This is a genomic window from Xanthomonas arboricola pv. guizotiae (genome assembly GCF_002940205.1).
Taxonomy (GTDB): Bacteria; Pseudomonadota; Gammaproteobacteria; order Xanthomonadales; family Xanthomonadaceae; genus Xanthomonas; species Xanthomonas arboricola_C.
The window spans coordinates 93,009-113,405 of record NZ_MDSK01000011.1 but is presented as its reverse complement, the minus strand read 5'-3'; the positions used below and the strand labels follow the sequence as shown (position 1 = coordinate 113,405).

The 20,397-nt window shown below is 68.9% G+C and carries 11 protein-coding genes and 3 pseudogenes; 2 read left to right on the top strand and 12 right to left on the bottom strand.

Annotated elements, in window-relative coordinates; translation table 11 throughout:
- Positions 1-20: 20 nt before the first annotated feature.
- The 7 genes and pseudogenes from XarbCFBP7408_RS09005 to pilG all read right to left on the bottom strand — a co-directional run bounded on the left by XarbCFBP7408_RS09005 (position 21) and on the right by pilG (position 11,880).
- Positions 21-1,208: a chemotaxis protein CheB gene (locus tag XarbCFBP7408_RS09005; RefSeq protein ID WP_104562662.1), complete on the bottom strand. Its 1,188-nt coding sequence runs from the start codon at positions 1,206-1,208 to the stop codon at positions 21-23.
- Positions 1,209-1,215: 7 nt separating this feature from the next.
- A pseudogene (locus XarbCFBP7408_RS23465) lies at positions 1,216-3,654 on the bottom strand (hybrid sensor histidine kinase/response regulator); the annotation flags it as partial.
- Between the two features lie 1,334 nt (positions 3,655-4,988).
- Positions 4,989-8,379 (bottom strand): annotated as a pseudogene (locus XarbCFBP7408_RS23460) (Hpt domain-containing protein); the annotation flags it as partial.
- Between the two features lie 113 nt (positions 8,380-8,492).
- The gene (locus tag XarbCFBP7408_RS08995; protein ID WP_104562660.1) at positions 8,493-10,529 is read right to left on the bottom strand and encodes a methyl-accepting chemotaxis protein; all 2,037 of its coding nucleotides are present in this window, start codon (positions 10,527-10,529) and stop codon (positions 8,493-8,495) included.
- Between the two features lie 39 nt (positions 10,530-10,568).
- Positions 10,569-11,099 (bottom strand): chemotaxis protein CheW, encoded by a 531-nt coding sequence (locus XarbCFBP7408_RS08990; protein ID WP_003482487.1) that lies wholly within the window; start codon positions 11,097-11,099, stop codon positions 10,569-10,571.
- Positions 11,099-11,461: a response regulator gene (locus tag XarbCFBP7408_RS08985; RefSeq protein ID WP_024940328.1), complete on the bottom strand. Its 363-nt coding sequence runs from the start codon at positions 11,459-11,461 to the stop codon at positions 11,099-11,101. Before XarbCFBP7408_RS08985 ends, XarbCFBP7408_RS08990 begins: the two co-directional genes overlap by 1 nt.
- Positions 11,462-11,478: 17 nt before the next feature.
- Positions 11,479-11,880 carry a twitching motility response regulator PilG gene (gene pilG, locus XarbCFBP7408_RS08980; protein WP_104562659.1) on the bottom strand — a complete coding sequence of 134 codons (402 nt, stop codon included), beginning with the start codon at positions 11,878-11,880 and terminating at the stop codon, positions 11,479-11,481.
- A gap of 238 nt (positions 11,881-12,118) precedes the next feature.
- Between pilG and gshB the strand changes: the two genes are divergently transcribed.
- Together gshB and XarbCFBP7408_RS08970 are read left to right on the top strand one after the other, a co-directional pair.
- Positions 12,119-13,069: a glutathione synthase gene (gene gshB, locus XarbCFBP7408_RS08975; protein ID WP_104562658.1), complete on the top strand. Its 951-nt coding sequence runs from the start codon at positions 12,119-12,121 to the stop codon at positions 13,067-13,069.
- Complete coding sequence (locus XarbCFBP7408_RS08970) at positions 13,066-13,941, top strand: energy transducer TonB family protein (protein ID WP_065032655.1); 876 nt, start codon at positions 13,066-13,068, stop codon at positions 13,939-13,941. The genes gshB and XarbCFBP7408_RS08970 overlap by 4 nt, the downstream gene beginning before the upstream one ends.
- Positions 13,942-13,964: 23 nt before the next feature.
- Here the strand turns inward: XarbCFBP7408_RS08970 and XarbCFBP7408_RS08965 are convergent.
- From XarbCFBP7408_RS08965 to mrcB, 5 genes and pseudogenes are all read right to left on the bottom strand, one after another.
- Positions 13,965-14,156 (bottom strand): annotated as a pseudogene (locus tag XarbCFBP7408_RS08965) (ADP-ribosylglycohydrolase family protein); the annotation flags it as partial.
- 56 nt (positions 14,157-14,212) lie between these two features.
- A complete protein-coding gene (gene tsaB, locus XarbCFBP7408_RS08960; protein ID WP_104562657.1) occupies positions 14,213-14,932 on the bottom strand; it encodes a tRNA (adenosine(37)-N6)-threonylcarbamoyltransferase complex dimerization subunit type 1 TsaB in 720 nt (239 codons plus the stop codon).
- Positions 14,933-14,961: 29 nt separating this feature from the next.
- The gene (locus tag XarbCFBP7408_RS08955) at positions 14,962-16,968 is read right to left on the bottom strand and encodes an ATP-dependent DNA helicase (RefSeq protein WP_104562656.1); all 2,007 of its coding nucleotides are present in this window, start codon (positions 16,966-16,968) and stop codon (positions 14,962-14,964) included.
- A 252-nt stretch (positions 16,969-17,220) separates the two neighbouring features.
- Positions 17,221-17,745, bottom strand: coding sequence for a hypothetical protein (locus XarbCFBP7408_RS08950; RefSeq protein WP_104562655.1), 525 nt, complete (start codon positions 17,743-17,745; stop codon positions 17,221-17,223).
- 13 nt (positions 17,746-17,758) lie between these two features.
- Positions 17,759-20,203, bottom strand: coding sequence for a penicillin-binding protein 1B (gene mrcB, locus XarbCFBP7408_RS08945; RefSeq protein ID WP_104562654.1), 2,445 nt, complete (start codon positions 20,201-20,203; stop codon positions 17,759-17,761).
- Positions 20,204-20,397: the final 194 nt, after the last annotated feature.

Genomic DNA, 20,397 nt, shown 5'->3' with positions numbered 1-20,397 from the left:
TCTGAGAGGGAGCGCCCGACTTACGCCGGCCAACGCTGTGCCAACGCCTGCGCCAACTGCGCGGGGTCGCCGGTCAAAATACCTTGTCGCGCCAGCCGCGCTGCCGCAGCCGGGTCGTAGCAGCCGTCGGCGGACTGACCCGCCAGCCAGGCGCCCTGCTCGGCCAGCGCCAGCGAGGCCTCCACCAATGCTTCGTTGGCACCGCTGAGCATCAGCACGGCGCTGTCGGCCGGCGGCAAGGCAGCGATCAACCCGGCCGGATCGCTCTGCGCCACGAAGGCCAGTGCGCCGGCGTGCTGCTGCAGGCCGATCTCGTCGGACAACACATAGACCTTGCCCGGCGCGACGGTCTGCCCGGCTTCACCCAGCTCCACCGGCAGCGCGGACACACGCCCCATCTGCCGCACCAGGTTGCCGTACTGGCCACCATCGAGCGTCATGCGCACCAGGACGGCACGCGGAAATTCCGGCGGCAATGCGGCCAGCAGGCGACGGATCGCATCCGGCCCGCCGATCCCGGCCATCACCAGCACAGCACCTGTGACCTCGCCGCTGTGCTCCAGATCCACCAGCGACAAGCCGCCGGTCGACAACGCGTCCATGTTCAATTCGGTGCGCGGACGCACCACCACGGTGACCTCATCCACCAGGCCCCAGGTGCTGGAATCGCCCAGCGTCTGGCCGGCTGTGTCGGCACCGGCCGATGTCTCGGCGTGCTCGGGGGCGTGAGTGAACAAGCCATCACCGGGCACGCTTTCGAAGGCATGCGCGGCCGCTTCCAGATGCTGGTCCAGTTGCAGGTCCGAATGCTGCGGCGGCGCCAGCGCCAGGCCCGGCTCGGGCTGCAGCGACGGCTCGCTTTCGGTGCCGGGCGGCAACACGTCGGCATGGCCATGCAGCTTGGCGGCCAGATGGCGCACCCAGCGCTGCGCTTCCCAGCCCTCGCGGCGCACGGTCAGCTCGGCTTCGTCGAAGATCACCGTGACGCCGGGCATGTTGAAGGCCGGCTCCAGCGCTTCGAGCGCGTCTTCGATCGACGGCTCCAGCGCGACCAGCACCGCCACCGGCTCGGCATCGCGCAACATCTGCACATCGACTGCGCAGGGCTCGTCTTCCAGCACGACGTGGGCGCCGGCCAGGCCGAGCGCTTCGCGCAGGCGCTCGCGCGCCTGTCCGGGACGGCCCAGCAGGGCGACCGGAGTTCCCATTGCGCCATTAGTCTCGGACACGGGCGATCCCCAGCAGGTCATACACGTTTCGCATCAGATCCAACTCTTGGTAAGGCTTGCCCAGGTACCGCTGCACGCCGATCTCGAAGGCGCGCTGGCGATGCTTCTCGCCGCTGCGCGAGGTGATCATCACGATCGGCACCGCCTTGAAGCGCGGGTCGGCGCGCATCGCGGTCGCCAGTTCGTAGCCGTCCATACGCGGCATTTCGATATCCAGCAGCATCAGGTCGGGCACGCGCTCTTCGAGCAGTTCCAGCGCCTCGACACCGTCGCGTGCGGTGGTGACGTCCAGGTTGTGACGTTCCAGCACGCGGCTGGTGACCTTGCGCATGGTCAGCGAGTCGTCCACCACCATCACCAACGGCACCTGACGCTGCGCTTCGGTCTGCGTTTCCAGCGCCGGACGCGCCGGTTGGCTGAGATAGCGGCGCACCAGCGGGGCCACGTCCAGGATCACCACCACGCGGCCATCGCCGGTGATGGTGGCGCCGTAGATGCCCGGCACCGAGGCGATCTGCAGGCCCACCGGCTTGACCACGATTTCGCGGTTGCCCAGCACCTGATCGATCGCCACTGCTGCGCGCAGGTCGCCCGCACGCACCAGCAGCAACGGCACCTGCGCCTGACCATCGGCGCGCGCGGCGGCCTGGCCGACCAGCGAGCCGAGATCGTGCAGCACGTACTCTTCGCCGGCGTAGTGGTAACCGCCCTCGCCCGACTCGTAGCGGCTGCGCGAGATGCGGCCGATACCGCTGACCGACGCCACCGGCACCGCGAAGGTGGTGTCGCCAATGCGCACGAATACCGCCTGGGTGACCGCCAGCGTCTGCGGCAGGCGCAGGGTGAAGGTGACGCCCTGGCCGCGCACCGAGTGGATGTCCACCGAGCCGCCGAGCTGACGCACTTCGTTGCGCACCACGTCCATGCCCACGCCACGGCCGGCCAGCTGGCTGACCTGCTCGGAGGTGCTGAAACCGGAGGCGAAGATCAGCCCATCCAGTTCGGCCTCGCTGAGCTCCTGGCCGGGTTCGATCAGGCCGCGCTGCTCGCCGCGGCGACGGATCGCCTCGCGGTCCAGCCCGGCGCCGTCGTCGGCCACTTCCAGCACGATTTCCGAGCCTTCGCGGCGCAGACGGATCGCGATGCTGCCCTCTTCGGGCTTGCCCGCGTCGCGCCGTTGCTCGGGCGCTTCCAGCCCGTGCGCCACCGAGTTGCGCAGCATGTGTTCCAACGGCGCGACCATGCGGTCGAGCACGTTGCGATCGAGTTCGCCCTGGGTGCCTTCCAGCAGCAGATGCACCTGCTTGCCGGTGTCGCTGGCGGCCTGGCGGACCACGCGGCGCAGACGCGGCACCAGGCCGTCGAACGGCACCATGCGCGCACGCATCAGGCCGTCCTGCAGCTCGGAGCTGACCCGCGACTGCTGTTGCAGCAGGCCGTCGTATTGACGCGAGAGATCTTCCAGCACGCCTTGCAGACCGCCCAAGTCGGCGGCCGATTCGTTCAGCGCGCGGCTGAGCTGCTGCAGGGTGGAGAAGCGGTCCAGTTCCAGCGGATCGAAGGTGCGATCGCCCTGGTCCTGCTCGCGCTGATAACGCGCCACGATCTGCGCTTCGGTTTCCAGATCCAGACGACGCAACTGGTCGCGCAGACGGGCGTTGGTGCGATCCAGTTCGCCCATGGCGCCGCGGAAGGCACCCATCTGCTGTTCCAGGCGCGAGCGGTAGATCGCCACTTCGCCGGCGTGATTGACCAGGCGGTCGAGCAGGTCGGCACGCACGCGCACCTGTTCCTGCTGCGCGCGCGGCAGCAGTTCTTCCTCGACCTGGCCGTCGACCGGGATGGGCGCCGACAGCGGTGCCGGTTCCACCGACGCCTTGGCGATCGCACGCACATCGGCGTCGCTGGGCTCTGCGGCATTGCGGCCACGGGTGCGGGTCTCGAAGGCTTCCACCAGGTCGGACGGCATCGCCACGGCGCGGTGCATGCCGGTGCGGGTCAACAACTGGTGCAGGCGGTCGAAGCCGCGCTCGAACAGGCGCACGTCGTCGCGGTCGATGTCGGTGCGGTTGGCCGCCACGGCTTCCAGCAGCGATTCGATCGCATGGCCGAGGTCGCCGATGGCGTTGATGCCGGCCATGCGCGCGCCGCCCTTGAGCGTGTGCAGGTCGCGCTGCAGTCCGTTGAGGACCTCGCGGTCTTCCGGCACCTCGCGCATGCGGGCGATCAGACCATCGCAATGGTCGAGCAGGTCGCGGCCTTCCTCGACGAAGATGTCAACCAGTTCGCCATCGAGCTGGTCGAAGTTGAGCGGGCCGGTATCGAAGGCTGCGCCCACGTCGCTGGCGGCGCTATCGGCCGCTGCGGCGTCTTCCACCGGCGCGCTGAAGGCCACGGCTGCGACGTCTTCGTGTTCGCTTGCGGAGTCGGCTTGCCCGACTTGGTCGGCGTGTTCGGTGTGTCCGACTAGTTCGGCGTGTTCGGTGTGTCCGACTAGTTCGGCGTGCTCGGGATACTCGACTTGTTCGGTGTATTCGACTTGCTCGGGATGCTCGACGCTCGTTGCGTCGATGGCATCGAGCGTTGCGTCCGCGTCTGGATGCTGCGCATGGACCTCTGCATCGGCACGGGAATCCGCCTCGGCGTCGGCAACAACGTCCGATTGCAGCTCCGGCGCAATTTCCGACTGCGGATCGCCGGTCTCTTCGACCCGATCGGCCACCTGCGCCATCTCGAAGGCCTGCACCGATTCGATGGTGTGTTCGGGTAGCGCTTCCGCAGCCTGCTGTAGGTCCGCCGCGTGCTCTGCGTCTGCGGCCTGTTCCACGTCCGCAGTCTGTTCCGCCTCTGTCGCCTGCTCTGCTTCAGCGTACTCTGCTGCTGGAGTCTGCTCTGCTTCTGCAGCGCGCTCGGCTTCCGCAACGTGCTCGACTTCGTCGGCATGCGCGTGCGCGTTCAGGTGCTCCTGCTCGCCCGAATCGACATGCGCTTCCGATTGCGCAGCCTCGTCCGCATGCGCAGGTTCCTGCAGGTGCACCTGCTCGCCCGACAGCGCGTGTTCTTCGGAAGGCGACTGCTCGCCCACCGGCGCCGTGTCTTGCAACTGGTCGCCAAACTGCGCGTCGGCATCGTGCGACAACGCCACATCGCCGTGCTGCGCTGCCTCGTCGGCAGGCAGCTGCGCGTGCTGCGCCTGCGCATGTACCGCTTCCAATGCCTCGATGGTCTCGACAGGTGCTTCGTCCGTGGACGCCGCGTCGGCATCCTGCGCGCTTGCGTCGCCCCCGCGCTGGTCGTGCCGGTCGTGCACGGCAGCGGGCTCGCCCGGCGACGCCTGCTCGGCGTCTGCACGCTCGGCAGCAATCTCCCCGGCTTCCGGCGCGGCGAGCGTCTGCGCGTCGCCCAATGCGGCTTCCGCATCGGACAACTCGTCCACTGCCAGGTGCCCGCCAGCTTGCGGCAGGTCGCTTGATTGCTCATGCGCCGCCGCATCGTGACTGCCGGCCTGCTGCAATCCGGTCGCATCCCAGGCATCGGCGTCGACCACCGGCTCATCGGCCGGCGTGTCGTGCCCATCGACGCCAGGCGACTCGGCCTCGGCTTCGTGCTGGTGCTGGGCAGCATCGCCATGCGACGCCTCGGCGAGCTGCTCCGCTCCCGCATCGGAGGCGACTGCATCACCGGCCGGGGCCTGCGCAGCCTCGACCGAATCAGCAACCTGCTCCTGCTCCAGCGCAGCAACGTCAGCCGTCTGCGTCTGTTCGTGCGGCGCCGGTGCGTCCAACGCTAGCGCCGAGGTGTCTTCGGCCTCGGCCTCGGCCAGCTCGTCCACCGCGATCGCTGCATCGGCGTCGGCATCGGCGTGCGCATCGGCATCCCCTGCGTCATCGGCGACATGCGCGGGCGCGCTGTGATCGCTCGCATCCGCCGGCAGGATGCTGGCGTCCAGGTACCGCGACAGATCCTGCGCGCCGGTCAGCTCGACCGCCGACTCGCTGCTGACCGCCATCTCGCCCGGCGCATCCAGATCCTCCAGCTCGTCCAGGAATGCCTGCGGTGGCCACTGCGCTTCCGGCAGCGTCTCCACCAGCGCGCGCAGGTGCTCGCTCAACGGCGCAAACGACGGGATCAACGGCGCATCGGCACGCAAGGCGGTCACGGTGGTGGCGATTGCCGCCGCCGTTGCGGCAATGGCGTCGATGCCCTCCTGCGAGGGGAGCAGCGATGCGGCAAGCAGACGCTTGACGTAGCTCTCGGCCGGCGTGGTCACCAGCGTGATTTCCGGCACGTCGGTCATCGCAAACGCGCCACTCATGGTGTGCACCGCGCGCAGCAATGCTTCGCTCGCCAACTGCGGCCCGGCCTGGCTGGCCTGCAGCCAGGCGTTGACGGTTTCCAGGTGGGTGGCGACTTCGGCTTCCAGGATCTCGCGCAGCACGCTGTCCACCGACGCCGGTGTGCCACCGGTCGCCGCGAACACGCCTGCCGTTGCCGGAACGAAGGCGACATCCGCAGCCACCGGCGTCGCCGGCACGGCCACGTAATAGACTTCTTCGCCCGCGGCCACGCGCTCGGCAACTGCCTGGATGTCCGGCAGATCGGCGCTGATGCGGCCCTGGTCGCGCAATGCGGCGTTGAATTGCGGCAGCACCTCGTAGGCCAGCTCGACCATTGCCACCACTGCGGGGCTGGCCGGCCGCGAATTGTCGAGCACGCGGTTGAGCATGCTCTCGATCTTCCAGCTGAACTCGCCGAGCGCCTGCGCACCGACCAGACGACCGCTGCCCTTCAAGGTGTGGAAGACGCGGCGGATCGGGCGCAGGTTGTCCTGGCTGTGCGGCGCGGCGCGCCAGACCGGCAGCAGCTGGCCCAGATTGACCAGTTCCTCGTCGAATTCCTCCAGGAACACGTCGCGGATGTCGTCGTCGATATCGCTGTCGCCAAAGCCGCCGAAGATGCCGGCATCGGCACCGGCCTGGGCCGGCTCGCTCACTGTCGGCTCGGGCGCTGCCTTTGCAACCTGAGCCTCGGTATCGCCAGTCTGCGCTGCCTGCGGACGCTGCACATCGAACTGCGCGGCGGCCGCGTCGAGCTCGGCCAAAAACGCCGTCGATGCGGCGTCCAGTTCGAACTCGCTGACCACCGCCTGCTGCACGCGCGGCGCGCTCTGCTCGGCGGCGGCGTCGGCCGGGGCTGGAGGCGGTTCGGGCGCGGAGTCGACGAACGGGTCGTCCCGCTGCTGCGGCGCCACGGGCGGCAGCGGCGGTGGCGAGAACGCATCCTCGAGGCTGGTCTGCGCGCGCCTGGTCTGGGCCTGCGCGATGAAGTCCAGCGGTGCCTCGGTCTGCTCGGCATCGCCCGGCAACTCGATCTGCTCGATCTGCAATGGCGCCGGTTCGGCAAGCGCCGGCGTGGCGTTGTCGTCCTGCTCCAGCGCGCTCAGATCCACGGTATAGCTGACCTGCGCGGCATCGGCCGACACGCTGCCGTCCTGCTCGGCCGACACCGGGTCGAACACGGAGGTGGCGATCGGTGCGGCGTGCTCGGTGGTTTCCAGCTGCCAGTCGCCGGGCGCCTGCGCGCCATCGTCGGACAGGTCCAGCGGCGCAACCGTCAACGGCACGTGGGCCTGGCCGGAGACGCTTTCTTCGGCGGCGACCGGGTCGAACGAGAACACCGTATCGGTGGCGGCAGCACCGGTGTCGTGCACCACGCTGGCGGCAAATGGCGCCTCGACCACGGTTTCGTTGGCCCATTCCAGCGACGGCACAGGCGCGGCATCGTTGTCGGCCTGCGGCGTGTCGGCACGCTGCAACGGCGGGGCGACCACCGGCTGCGGTTCTGCCAGGCTGCCCGGCTGATCGGCACCGACCGGCAAATCGGACGGCTGGCCCGAGGGCAGCGGCCAGTAGCGCAGCGTCTCCAGGCTGTTGCGGGTGATGTCCAGGATCTCCTCGCGGCCGGGACGGCGCTCGCGCAGGGCTTCCAGGTAGTACTCCAGGCTGGCCATCGCATCGGCCAGGGTGTCCAGCTGGCGCCCGCTGGGCACGCGCTGCTTGCCGATCAGTTCCAGATCGACATAACGGCGCACGCCCTCCAGATAATCGGCCGCCTGCGGCAGCTCGAGGATGCGCAGCGCCCCGCCGACTTCGCCGAGCAGATGCGGCACCTCGGCCAGGCGGGCGTGGTCCCAGTTGGTCTCGATGAAGGCGACGAAATGCTCGCGCGCCGCACCGAAATTGGCGATCGCCTCCTGCGCCAGCACGTCCACCGTGCGCCGCACTTCCGAGGAGGTGGCGCTGTTGCCGGCTTCGTTGCCGTCGCCGACATCGGCGCCCAGGCTGGCGACCTGGTCATCCAGCGAGGCATCGACATACAGCAGCGCGCCGGCGATATCCAGCAACACGCCTTCGTCCATCTGCACCTGGCCCTCGACCACCCGTGCCAGCGCATCGCGCTGCTGCACGACCACATTGCGCGCCACGCCCAGGCCCATCATGCCCAGGGTGTCGGCAACGCTGCCGAGATCCTTGACCTGGGTCTGCAGCTCGGCGATCTCGCCGCCGGTGCGCAGGTGCAGGTCCAGCGCGTCCTTGACGCGCAGCAGCTCTTCCTTGACCGCATTGCCGACGGTGTCGAGCAATTCGCGATTGCGCCCGCTCAGGCTGCCGCGCGCGTGATCCAGCTCGGCCTCGGTGGCGACGCCGGCCTGCGGATCGAACGCGAACAGCACGCTTTCGTTCAGGCCCGGCTGACCGCGCGTGGCGCGGATCTCATTGAGCAGCGGCAGCAGCACGATCGGAATGTCGCGGTGACCGTTCTGCAGGCGCTCCAGGTAATCGGGCAGCAGCACGGTGCCGCGCATCAGCATGGCGCAGGCTTCGTCGCGGTCGGCGACCTCGCCGGCCTGCACGGCCTGGGCCAGCAGTTCCAGCTCTTCGGCCACCATCGCCGGGGCATACAACTCGACCATGCGCAAGGTGCCCTGCACCTGGTGCAGGTAGCCGGCGCAGAAGCGCATCCGACTGGTGTCGGACGGTTCTTCGGCAAAGTACTCGATCTCGTTGCGCGCCTGGCGCAACGTCTCGTCCAGCTCCGGCTTGACCCAGCCCAGCGCGGCGTGACTCATCGCATCGCGAAGCGCACTCATTGCAGCCCCCTGCCTACGGCCGGGCTACCGCCGAGGCGGCCACCGGTCTGTTCCTGCATCGACGTAACGCTACTACGCGCCATCTGCTGATCCTTTCCCGTTCCGCGTCGTGCTCACGCCGGCAGCTTGAAGTCGGCGACCGAACGGCGCAGATCGGCAGCGAGCTGGGCCAGGTTGCCGATCGACTCGGCCGTCTGCTCCGCACCCTGCGATGTCTGGCTGGTGATCTGACGGATCACGCCCATGGTCTGTGTGATATCCGTCGCCGCGGCCGACTGCTGGTGCGCGGCGATGGAGATGTTCTTGATCAGGTTGTTCAAGGCGTTGGACACACGCTCGATTTCGGTCAGCGCGGTGCCCGCGTCTTCGGCCAGGCGCGCACCGGACACCACTTCGGAGGTGGTCTGCTCCATCGAGCTGACCGCCTCGTTGGTATCGGCCTGAATGGTCTGCACCAGGCCTTCGATGCGCCGGGTCGCACCGGAGGTGCGTTCTGCCAGGCGCTGCACTTCGTCGGCCACCACCGCGAAACCGCGACCGGCCTCGCCGGCCGATGCTGCCTGCACCGCGGCGTTGAGCGCCAGGATGTTGGTCTGCTCGGAAATGTCGTTGATCAGTTCCACGATCGAGCCGATCTCCTGCGAGGATTCGCCCAGGCGCTTGATGCGCTTGGAGGTTTCCTGGATCTGGTCGCGGATCTGGTCCATGCCCTGGATCGTCTCGCGCACCACGCCGGCACCTTCGGCGGCGATCACCACCGAGCGCTGCGCCACTTCGGCCGACTCGGTGGAGTTGCGCGACACCTGTTCGATGCTGGCGGCGATTTCGCTGATGCGCTCGGAGGCGGTAGTGATCTGGTTGGCCTGCTGGCCGGCCGCGTCGGCCAGCTGCATCGCAGTGGCCTGGGTCTCCTGGGTCGACACGGCGACCTTGGCCGAGGTGTCGTTGATCGTGGTCACCAGGTGGCGCAACTCGTCCACGGCGTAGTTGATGGCGTCTGCGATCGCGCCGGTCATGTCCTCGGTCACCGAGGCCTTGACGGTCAGGTCGCCCTCGCCGAGCGAGCTGATTTCGTCCAGCAGGCGCATGATCGCCTGCTGGTTGCGGCTGTTGAATTCCACCTGCGCCTGGTAGCGCACGTCCTGCTCGCGCGAGCGCACCCGCACCGAGCTCCAGACAAAGCCGATGATCGCCAGCAGCGCCAGCAGGCCGGACACCACGCCCAGCCAGAAGTTCGGAAACAGGCGCGTGTCGCGCACCGAGCCGAATGCCGAAAACGCATCGAACAGCTTCTTGCTGTCGTCCAGCATCCTGTTCGAGCCGGCGGTCAGCGCGGCGGCCGAGGACTGCGCGGCGAACAGGTTGCGCGAGCTGGCCAGGATGGCGTCGACGTCCTTCTTCATCGTCGCCCACTGCGCCTGCGACTGCTCCAGCGCCGACAACGCGGCCGGGTTGCGCACCGCGGCGATGCCCAGTTCGTCGTTGCCTGAGCGCAGGCCTTCGAGCATCTGCGTGAACACCACCGAGTCGCGTGCCAGCGCATCGCCGGAGGCGGCGGCATTGGCGCCACCGGCGCGCATTTCGGTCACCCGGCGCGCCATGGTGCCGGCGACCACGACCTGCTGCAGCGTGTTGTAGATCTGCGCCGCGGGCGCGCCGCTGACCGTCATCGCGCGCACCACTTCGTTCAACTGCGCTTGCAGCTGCGGCACGCTGCCGGAGAAGCGTTCGGCGTTGCCGGCCAGACCGAGCACCGCCGGTTCGCTGGCGATGACCTGATCGGCGTTCTTGCTCAGCGGCACCCAGGTCGCCTTGAGCTGGGCCATCGCACCGGCGACCGAGCCTTCCTGGCCGTAGCGGCCATCCAGTTCGCTGACCGTGCTGTCGATACGGCCCTTGGTGTCCTTGAACGCGGCGAACGCCTTGGGGTCGCCGGAGACCGCTTCGCGGCCCTGGTTGGCCAGCTGCTGCGACAGCACCTGCAGATCGGCCGCGCCGGTGCCGGCACCGGCCAGGCGACTGCCCTGCCAGGTGGCGACGCCGGTATTGGCGCCGAACACGATCATCGACAACACCAGCAAACCAAGCCAGAAGCTGGTGCTGACGCTGCCGAGCTTGTTGGTCTTGCGGGCGTCCGGGGCGGTACTCATGGTTCGACCTCGATCTGTATGACGTGGCGGGGTCGCGGCTTAGGCCGCGGCCTGCCGGAATTCAGGAGTGCGCGACAGCAACGCCAGGGAGAACACGCCCCAGTCCTGCGTCTCGTTGCGGAAGGCACGGTCGATGAAATGGGCATAGCGGCCTTGCGCCAACTCGCCGGGTTCCACCGCCTGGACCTGCTCGAAGCTGCGCTGGCCGTACAGCTCGTCGATGGTCAGCGCGACGTCGCCGCCGCTCTGGCGCATGATCAGCACGCGCTGGCCTTCCTGCAGCACCGTGCGACGGCCCTCCAGGAACTGCTTCAGGTCGATCACCGGGAACAGGTTGCCGCGCAGGTTGCCCACGCCCAGCAGCCAGGGCTGCGCGCCCGGCACCGGCGTGACCGGCGGCATCGGCACGATTTCCGCAACTTCGCGGAAATCCGAGACCAGCCGCCGGGTGCCGACGCGATAGCCGACGCCGCGCCAGATGTCGGCCGAGAACTGGCGTTCCGGCAGCGGCGTGGCGTGCGCAAGACTACGCCGCTCGTAGTCTTCGAGAATGTCGAATGGAGAGCGCATCAACGCACCAGTTGTTTGATGCGCGCGATCAGATCGTCTTCGCGCGGCGGCTTGACGATGTAGTCGCTGGCACCTTGCCGCAAACCCCAGGCCTTGTCGGTTTCCATGCCCTTGGTGCTGACCAGCAGCACCGGGATGTCCTTGGTGGCCTGGTCGCGCGCCAATGCACGCGTTGCCTGGAAACCGCTCATGCCGGGCAGCACCACGTCCATCAGCACCAGATCGGGCGCCTGGCTGCGAATCAGCGCCAGTCCCTCTTCGGCATTGTCGGTGGCGACGACCGTATGGCCTGCTTTTTCCAGCCATTGACTGAAGACTGCCCTGTCGGTGGGCGAGTCCTCGATCAATATAATTCGAGCCATGTTGCCTTTCCCCCTGGTCAGGCGTGGACGTACGTGCGAATCGCGCTCAGTAGTTCTTCACGTGTGAACGGCTTGGTCAGATATTGCTCGGAGCCGACGATGCGGCCGCGTGCCTTGTCGAACAGGCCGTCCTTGGACGACAGCATGATCACCGGCGTCGACTTGAAGAGCTGGTTGCCCTTGATCAACGCGCACGTCTGGTACCCATCCAGGCGCGGCATCATGATGTCGACAAAAATGATCTGAGGTTGCTGGTCGGCAATCTTGGCCAGTGCCTCGAAACCATCGGTTGCTGTCACCACTTCACAGCCTTCCCGCTTCAGCAGCGTTTCGGCGGTGCGGCGAATGGTCTTCGAATCATCGATCACCATCACCTTCAGTCCTGCGAGTTCCCCACCCGCAGCCATGTTTTCAGTCATGCAAATATCCCCGGACGCGCGACGCTTCTTCCCTGCCGGCGTCGCTACGAAACTGCATGTATATCCCAAGACCCGCATTGACTGTCAAGGGTACCTTGCCGGGGGCCCGCCAGGCGGACGTTCCGACCGTGTGCAGCTGCGGGCCGAGCGGCAAGTCGCGCATTCACGACCGGCCGGGCGCGCCATCGCCACCGCTTGAAGTTACCATCGGCAGCCTGTTCCAAAGGTTTAGCTCCCCATGTCGCTCGACGTCGTCGTGGTGATGGATCCCATCGCCTCCATCAAGATCGCCAAAGACACTACCTTCGCCATGTTGCTGGAAGCGCAGCGGCGTGGTCACCGCCTGCAGTATGTGCGTCCGGGCGGCCTCAGCCTGCGCGAGGGACGCGCGGTGGCACAGGTCGCGCCCTTGCGCGTGCGCGAGGACAAGGCCGGCTGGTTCACCCTGGGCGAGTTCGCCGAACTGGAATTCGGCCCCGGCCAGGTGGTGCTGATGCGCAAGGACCCGCCGGTGGATGCGGAGTTCGTCTACGACACCCAGGTCCTGACCGTGGCCCAGCGCGCCGGCGCGCAGGTGGTCAACGACCCGCAGGGCCTGCGCGACTACAACGAGAAACTGGCCGCATTGCTGTTTCCGCAGTGCTGCCCGCCGACCCTGGTCAGCCGCGACTCCGCCGCGCTCAAGGCGTTCGTGCTCGACCACGGCCAGGCCGTGCTGAAGCCGCTGGACGGCATGGGCGGGCGTTCGATCTTCCGCAGCGGCAGCGGCGACCCCAACCTCAACGTGATCCTGGAGACGCTGACCGACGGCAATCGCAAGCTGACCCTGGCGCAGCGCTTCATCCCCGACATCAGCGCCGGCGACAAGCGCATCCTGCTGGTCGATGGCGAGCCGGTGGACTACTGCCTGGCACGGATTCCGCAGGGCGACGAATTCCGCGGCAACCTGGCCGCCGGCGGACGTGGCGAAGGCCGGCCGCTGTCCGAGCGCGACCGCTGGATCGCCGCGCAGGTGGGCCCGGAGATGCGTCGCCGCGGCATGCGTTTCGTCGGCCTGGACGTGATCGGCGATTACCTGACCGAGGTCAACGTCACCAGCCCCACCTGCGTGCGCGAGCTGGATGCGCAGTTCGGCCTGAACATCGCCGGGCTGCTGTTCGACGCGATCGAGGCCGGCGCGGCGCAATGAGCGCGGCCGCGGCACTGCCGGCTCCCATGGACGAGCGCCGCCGGCTGACCGCGACGCTGGTGATCTCGCTGCTGCTGCACGGCGTGCTGATCCTGGGCGTAGGGTTTGCGGTCAGCGAGGACGCACCGCTGGTGCCGACGCTGGATGTGATCTTCAGCCAGACCAGCACCCCGCTGACGCCCAGGCAGGCCGATTTCCTGGCCCAGGCCAACCAGCAGGGCGGCGGCAATCACGCCACCGCGCAACGCCCGCGCGACAGCCAGCCCGGGGTGGTGCCGCAGGACCGCAGCGGGCTGGCACCGCAGGCGCAGCGTGCGACCACGCTGCAGGCGCCGGAGCCGACCCAGACCCGCGTGGTGGCCAGCCGCCGCGGCGAGCAGGCCGTGCCAACGCCGCAGCCGAATCCGCAGACCGACCTGCCCTCGCCCACCGATGCGCAACGCGTGCAGCGCGACGCGGAAATGGCCCGGCTCGCCGCCGAGGTGCATCTGCGCTCGGAGCAATATGCCAAGCGCCCCAATCGCAAGTTCGTCTCGGCCAGTACCCGCGAATACGCCTACGCCAACTACCTGCGTGCGTGGGTGGACCGTGCCGAGCGCGTCGGCAATCTCAATTACCCGGACGAGGCGCGCCGGCGCCGACTCGGCGGCAAGGTGGTGATCAGCGTGGGCGTGCGCCGCGACGGCAGCGTGGAAAGCAGCCGCGTGCTGGTCTCCAGCGGCACCCCGGCGCTGGATGCGGCAGCGCTGCGGGTGGTGCAGCTGGCGCAGCCGTTCCCGCCACTGCCCCGGACCAAGGACGACGTGGACATCCTGCAGGTCACACGCACCTGGCTGTTCCTGCCCGGCGGCGAGCTGCACGACGATCGTTGAGCCGTCGCGCGTCCCGACAGGGACGCGTCATGGTCGCGCACCGACAACGCACGCAGCGCCGGTGTCGACAGCCCTTCGCAGCGGGTCTGCAACACCTGCTGGCGCTGTCCGCCGAGCAACGCGGCACGCAACTGGAAAGCGAACAGCCGGCAGGCATCCAGCGCTTCGTCAGCGGCATGCATGGTGCGCGAACTGTCGGTGGTGCCGAGCGCATCGCCCACCGCCAGGCCCAGCAGACAGCCGCGGAAACGCGCGCGCTGCAATTCATCGGTCATGGCGCGGTGCCGGCGGCCTTGGCTGCGCGCGCGGCCTGCTGCTCGAGCAGGGTCAGCGCCACGTTGTCGCGCAGATAGGCCGGTTCCACCCGCTCCGGCGCCACGCCTTCGCCGCGCAGCAGCGCGGGCACGGCCAGCGTCAGCAGGTCGGCGGCATGCGGCAATGCGGCGGCATCGATGCTGCTCAGCCGGGTCGCAAAGCGTTGTTGCAGCACTGCCTCGGCAGCGGCGAATCCGCTGCCGACACCGGCAAAGCGCTGCAGCGCGTCCGGCACGAGGCATTCCTGCGGTGCGCAGACCACTTCCGGCACCAGCTCGCGCAGCACGTCGCCAGCGCGCGCGAAGACGCCGGCATACACCTCGCCCATGCGCGCATCGATGCAGGCCAGCACCTGCGTCGCCTCGGCGGGCGCGCGCAGGGCCAGCACCTGCAGCGTGGACACCGCCAGCACCGGCACGTCCAGGCCCAGCGCGATGCCCTGCGCAATGCCGATCGCCAGCCGCACGCCGGTGAAGGCGCCCGGGCCACGACCGACCGCAATCGCGTCGAGCTGGCGGCGCGCAATGCCGGCGTCGGCCAGCAGTTGCCCGGCCCACGGCAGCGCCAGTTCGGCATGGCGACGCGGCGCCAGTTCGAAGCGCTCCAGCACGCGGCCATCCACGTGCAGCGCGACGGAACAGGCTTCGGTGGAGGTCTCGAACGCGAGGACTTTCATGGCAGGACCGCAGGCAGGAAGGAGAAAGCTCAGGCGTCGCCGAACGGCAACGCGAGCACGCCATTGTCGCCCACCGGCTCGGCGACGCCAAAGAACGCGCGCACGTCGCCGATCTCGCGGGTGCGCGCAAACGGCGGCAGCGACTGCATGAAGGTGCGGCCGTAGCCCTTGTTCACCAGGCGCGGGTCGCACAGCACCAGCACGCCACGATCGGTCTCGCTGCGGATCAGCCGGCCCACGCCCTGCTTGAGCGCGATCACCGCCTGCGGCAACTGCTCGTCGCGGAACGGGTTGCCGCCGTCGCGGCGGATCGCATCCAGGCGCGCTTCGAACACCGGGTCGTCGGGTGCGGCGAACGGCAGCTTGTCGATCACCACCACGCTCAAGGCATCGCCGACCACGTCCACGCCCTCGCGGAAGCTGGCCGAGCCCAGCAGCACGCCGTTGCCGGAAGTGCGGAAACGCTGCAGCAAGGTGGCACGCGGCGCCTCGCCCTGCACGAACAGCGGCCACGGCGCGCCGCGCAATGCGTCGGCCGCCTCGCGCAGCGCGCGGTGCGAGGCGAACAACAGGAACGCGCGGCCATTGGAGGCGTCCAGCACCGGCATCAGCGCCGCGATCAGCGCGGTGCCGAATCCGCGTGCGGCAGGATCGGGCAGATGCGGCGGCAGGTAGCACAGTGCCTGGCGCGCCCAGTCGAACGGGCTGGGTTGCAGCAAGGTCACCGGATCGCTCAGGCCCAGGCGCTGCGCGATGTGGTCGAACTCGCCGCCCACCGCCAATGTGGCCGAAGTGAACACCCAGGCCGCATGCGATTTTTCGCGGTGCTCGCGCAGCGGGCCGGACACATCCAGCGGCGTGCGCTGGCAACGGAATCCACGCGGGCTGAGTTCGTACCACAGCACATCGTTGTCGACGGTGTCCGGCAGCTCCTGGTCGAAATCCGCCACCGGCGCATCCTCGCCCAGCCACCGCGACAGCCGCGCCAGCGCTTCCTGCGCACGTGCACTACAGCCATCGAACCCGGGCGAGGCCTCGCGCAACGGCAGCAGGGCCTCGCCCAGCCGCGCCAGCGACGACAGCACCGCATCGAAACCCTCGCGCACCTGCGGCTTGGCCAGCGCACGCCATTGGGTGCCGCGTGACGGCAGGCCCTCCATGCCCGCACGCAGGCCGCGCAGAGCCTCGTCCAGGGCGAGGATCGGCTCCTGCAGGCTGGCCTGCGCACCGGCAACCAGGCGCGCTTCGACCATGCAGTCGCGCGCCAGTTCCTGCCACGGCCGCATGCCGAAACTCTCGCCGAAGAAGTTCGCCGCCAGCTCCGGCAGCTGATGCGCTTCGTCGATGACGAAGGCCTGCGCGCCGGGCAGGATCTCGCCGAAGCCTTCCTGCTTGAGCGCCAGGTCGGCCAGCAGCAGATGGTGGTTGACCACCACCAGATCGGCCGCCTGCGCGCGCTGGCGCGCCTGCACCACAAAACACTCGCTGTAGAACGGGCATTCGGTGCCCAGGCAGTTGTCGACGGTGGAGGTCACCAGCGGCAGCAGCGGCGAGTCGTCCGGCAAGGCTTCCAGCTCCGCCATGTCGCCGAATTGGGTGCGCCCGCTCCAGGCCACGATGCGCTGGAACTGCGAGACCTGCTCGGGCGTGGCAAAGCGCGGCTCACCGCGCGCCTGCTGAGTGCGGTACTTGCACAGATAGTTCGCGCGGCCCTTCAGCAGCGCGCTGCGCAGGCCGATGCCGAGCGCGGCGCGCACGCGCGGCAGGTCGCGATGGAACAACTGGTCCTGCAATGCGCGTGTGCCGGTGGAGACGATGGTCTTCAGCCCCGACAGCAATGCCGGCACCAGGTAGGCGTAGGTCTTGCCGGTGCCGGTGCCGGCTTCGGCCAGCAGCACCTCGCGCGCCTCCAACGCCTCGGCAATGGCGCCGGTCAGGCGCAACTGCGCGGCACGTGGCGCGAACGCATCGAGCTGACGCGCAAGCGCCCCGCCCTCGCTGAGCGCCTCGATGCTGGCAGTGGCAAGTTGGGACATGGGACCGGAAGCTGGGGCAGGAAGCGCGACAGCCTAGCGCGTGCGCGCTGCCGCTGCCTGGGTTGCGCCGGTGGGCCGGCGGCGGCACTGGCCGCGCAGCCGGCGTTTACGCGCCAAGATGGCCGCGTGGCGCCGCTGACGGTCGCGCGCGGGAACGGACGGCTCGCGTCGAGCAGGTGCGCGAAACTGACAGGCCGCATCACGCTCGCCGCGCCCGTCGTGCAGCAGGCGCAGCCGGCGTCCTGGCCGCGCTCAGTAGCGTTTCACGCCCGGCACCGTGCACCCGGCGATCTGCGACTTGGCCGAGGCGGCGTTCTCCTTCTCGCCGCGTGCCAGCCGCGACTGTTCGATGGTGGCCCAGTGCCGACGGCACAGCGGCCCGGTCTTGGAGCCCAGTTCGATGGCCTGCTTGGCGAAACGCTCGGCGGCGGGCCAGTCGGCCTGCAGCACCGCCACTTCGGCACGCTCCTGCAGGATGGCAGGATCGCCGGAGACCAGGCCCACGGCCTGATCCAGCGACGCCGCCGCGCCGGCCAGGTCGCCGGCCTGGCGCCTGCTCTTGGCGGTCTCGCGCAGATCGTCCACCTGCGGGTCGCGCAATGGCTGCACCGACAGCTCGGTATCGTCGACGCCGGCCTCGCGTTCGATCAGCAGCAGCCGCTGGGTCGGCGTGGTCGGGTCCACCGGGGCCGGCGGCGGCAAGGGGGGCGCGCTGACGCAGGCGGTGAGCGCGGCAGACACGCCAGCGAGGGCAAGCAAACGGTGCAGTCGGTTCATCGGGTCACTCCAGTCAACGTGCAGGTGCAGCCGCGGCGGGTGCCGGCGCGGGGTCTTCCGGCTTCTTTTCCAGGCCGAAGAAGCGACGCCAGCCACCACCGCCGGATTGCTCGGCCGGCGCGGATGCATCGCCCGGCACGCCTTCGATCGACGGCGCATTGCCGGCACAGGGGGCGTAGGCCGGCGTGAAGCCGACCACGAACGGGAACTGGCGCGCGCCCGGGCAGCCGGCATCGGTCACGCCGGTACCGGCCGCGTCCACCCACTGCCAGTCCAGGCCCTTGCCGCTGACCTTCAACGGCGCACTCGGCAGCCGCGCGAAGATGCTCGACCATACCCGCATCGCGCCGGTGGCGCCGTACAGGCCGGTCTGCTCGTTCTGGTCGTTGCCCATCCAGATCACCGCCAGGTGGTCGCCGGTGTAGCCGGCGTACCAGCTGTCGCGGCCGTCGTTGGAGGTACCGGTCTTGCCGGCCGGCGACAACCGGCCCAGGCCATCGCCCAGCAACTGCCGCGCAGTGCCGCCGCTGACCACCTGCTGCAGGGCGATGCTGATCAGGTTGGCCGCCACCGAATCGCCCTCCTGCGCCGGCGCCGGGGTCTTGTCGTAGCGCTTGAGCAGCTTGCCCTGCGGATCGAGCACGCCGCGCACCGCGTGCAGCGGCTGGATCTCGCCACCGGCAGCCAGGAACTGGTACAGCTGCGCCATGCCGTACGGGCTCTGGTCGGTGGCACCGAGGATCAGCGAGGGATTGCTGTCGGCCTTGATGCCGGCCAGTACCTGGATCAGTTGTGCGATGCGCTCCGGGCCGACCTGCATGCCCACGCGCACCGTGGCCTGGTTGTAGGAATGCGCCAGCGCATCGATCAGCCGCACCGTGCCGTGACTGCGGTTGTCGGAATTGCCCGGCGACCAGGTCTTGCCGCGGCTGAGCTGCACCGTCACCGGTGCATCGTCGACCCAGCTGGACAGCGCCCAGCGGTCCGGCGAGGCCAGCGCCAGCAGGTAGACGAACGGCTTGAGCAGGGAGCCGACCTGCCGCTGCGCTTCGACCGCGCGGTTGAAGCCCGGCTTGGCCACGTCGCGGCTGCCGACCACCGCCAGCACGTCGCCGTTATGCACGTCGGTCAGCACCAGGCCGGCCTGCAACGGTGGGCGCTTCTTGTTGTCCAGCCGCTTGATGGTGCCGGTGACAGCGCCTTCGGCATAGGCCTGCGCGGACGGCGACATGCCGGTGAGCACGCTCATGCCGGCGCCCTGCAGCACGCCTTCCGGGTAATCGTGCGCGAGCTGGCGCCGCACCAGATCCACATAGGCCGGGAAGCGGTTGGCCGCGACCAGGCCCGGCTCGGTGGGCACGCCCAGCGGTGCGGCCAGCGCGCGCTTGTATTCGGCCGCGTCGATCAGGTTGTTTTCGTGCAGCTTGCCCAGCACGAAATTGCGCCGATCCAGCGCGCGCTCCGGGTTGCGCCGCGGGTCGTAGTAGGACGGCCCCTTGACCAGCCCGATCAGCAAGGCGATCTGCTCGGTGGTCATCGAATTGAGCTCGCGGCCGAACCACAGCTCCGCGCCCGAGGACACGCCATGGATCGCCTGCCCGCCGCGCTGGCCCAGATAGACCTGGTTGAGATAGGCCTCCAGGATGGTGCGCTTGTCGTAACGCGCCTCCATGATCACTGCGTAGAGAATTTCGTTGAACTTGCGGGTGAGGGTCTGTTCCTTGCCGATGCCGAGCAGGCCGCTGCGCGCCAGCTGCTGGGTCAGGGTGCTGGCGCCCTGGCGGACCTGGCCGCCGGAGCGCGCCATGATCCAGGCCGCACGCACCATGCCGCTGAGATCGATGCCGTGGTGGCTGTTGAAGTCGCGGTCCTCGACCGCCTGCAGGCCGGTGACCAGCAGCTCAGGCACTTCTTCCATGCGCACCAGGCGGCGCTCTTCCTGCTTCTGCCCGTACAGCGTGGCGATGCGCGCCGGGTCCAGCCGCGCACTCTTGAGCGCCTTGCGGTCGCCGGCGTCGCGCAGGCTGGCCACGCGCCCGCCGGAGAGGCTGACTTCCACCCGCCGCGCAGGCACGCGCCCATCCACATCGATATAACCGCGGCTGGCGATGGTGAAGCGGCTGCCGTCCTGCTGGTAGGTGCCGGCCAGCCTGGCTTGCCCGTCGTCACGGTACGAGGCGGCGTCCAGCTCGGTCTTCAAGGTGGCCGCATCCAGCGCATTGCCGGGTGCCAGCACCAACGGCCGCCCGTACACGCGGGTCGGGATCTGCCAGCGCAGCTCGCCGAACCGCTGGGTGACCTGCTTGTTCAGATACACCGTGTAGGGAATCAGAAAACCGAACGCCAGCGCGAATGCCGCAAAAGCCCAGACAATCAGCCTGCGTTGCCAGCGGGAACCTTGCTCGGTGGAGTCGTCCTCGAAATCGTCGGGAGCGTCGTTGTCGTGGCGTCGGGGCACAGGAATGCGAGAATGTAGAGTCCGGCGAGTCTAGCGCAGCGCTGTCGTGGTTGTGGCCGGCCGGCCCCTCTGACTTAAGCGCGGCTAACAAAACGGCCACGCGCACCGTCAGCGGGCACGGACCGTCTTCGGTATCTGCAGGTACCCTGCGTCCCCTGCGCTTGCCTTGCGCCGTCCTCGCCGCCTGACGACTG

Excerpts from the sequence above, each read along its gene's own strand:
- XarbCFBP7408_RS09005 (WP_104562662.1), bottom strand. The coding sequence starts at position 1,208 with ATGGGAACTCCGGTCGCCCTGCTGGGCCGTCCCGGACAGGCGCGCGAG.
- XarbCFBP7408_RS08995 (WP_104562660.1), bottom strand. The coding sequence starts at position 10,529 with ATGAGTACCGCCCCGGACGCCCGCAAGACCAACAAGCTCGGCAGCGTC.
- XarbCFBP7408_RS08990 (WP_003482487.1), bottom strand. The coding sequence starts at position 11,099 with ATGCGCTCTCCATTCGACATTCTCGAAGACTACGAGCGGCGTAGTCTT.
- XarbCFBP7408_RS08985 (WP_024940328.1), bottom strand. The coding sequence starts at position 11,461 with ATGGCTCGAATTATATTGATCGAGGACTCGCCCACCGACAGGGCAGTC.
- pilG (WP_104562659.1), bottom strand. The coding sequence starts at position 11,880 with ATGACTGAAAACATGGCTGCGGGTGGGGAACTCGCAGGACTGAAGGTG.
- gshB (WP_104562658.1), top strand. The coding sequence starts at position 12,119 with ATGTCGCTCGACGTCGTCGTGGTGATGGATCCCATCGCCTCCATCAAG.
- XarbCFBP7408_RS08970 (WP_065032655.1), top strand. The coding sequence starts at position 13,066 with ATGAGCGCGGCCGCGGCACTGCCGGCTCCCATGGACGAGCGCCGCCGG.
- tsaB (WP_104562657.1), bottom strand. The coding sequence starts at position 14,932 with ATGAAAGTCCTCGCGTTCGAGACCTCCACCGAAGCCTGTTCCGTCGCG.
- XarbCFBP7408_RS08955 (WP_104562656.1), bottom strand. The coding sequence starts at position 16,968 with ATGTCCCAACTTGCCACTGCCAGCATCGAGGCGCTCAGCGAGGGCGGG.
- XarbCFBP7408_RS08950 (WP_104562655.1), bottom strand. The coding sequence starts at position 17,745 with ATGAACCGACTGCACCGTTTGCTTGCCCTCGCTGGCGTGTCTGCCGCG.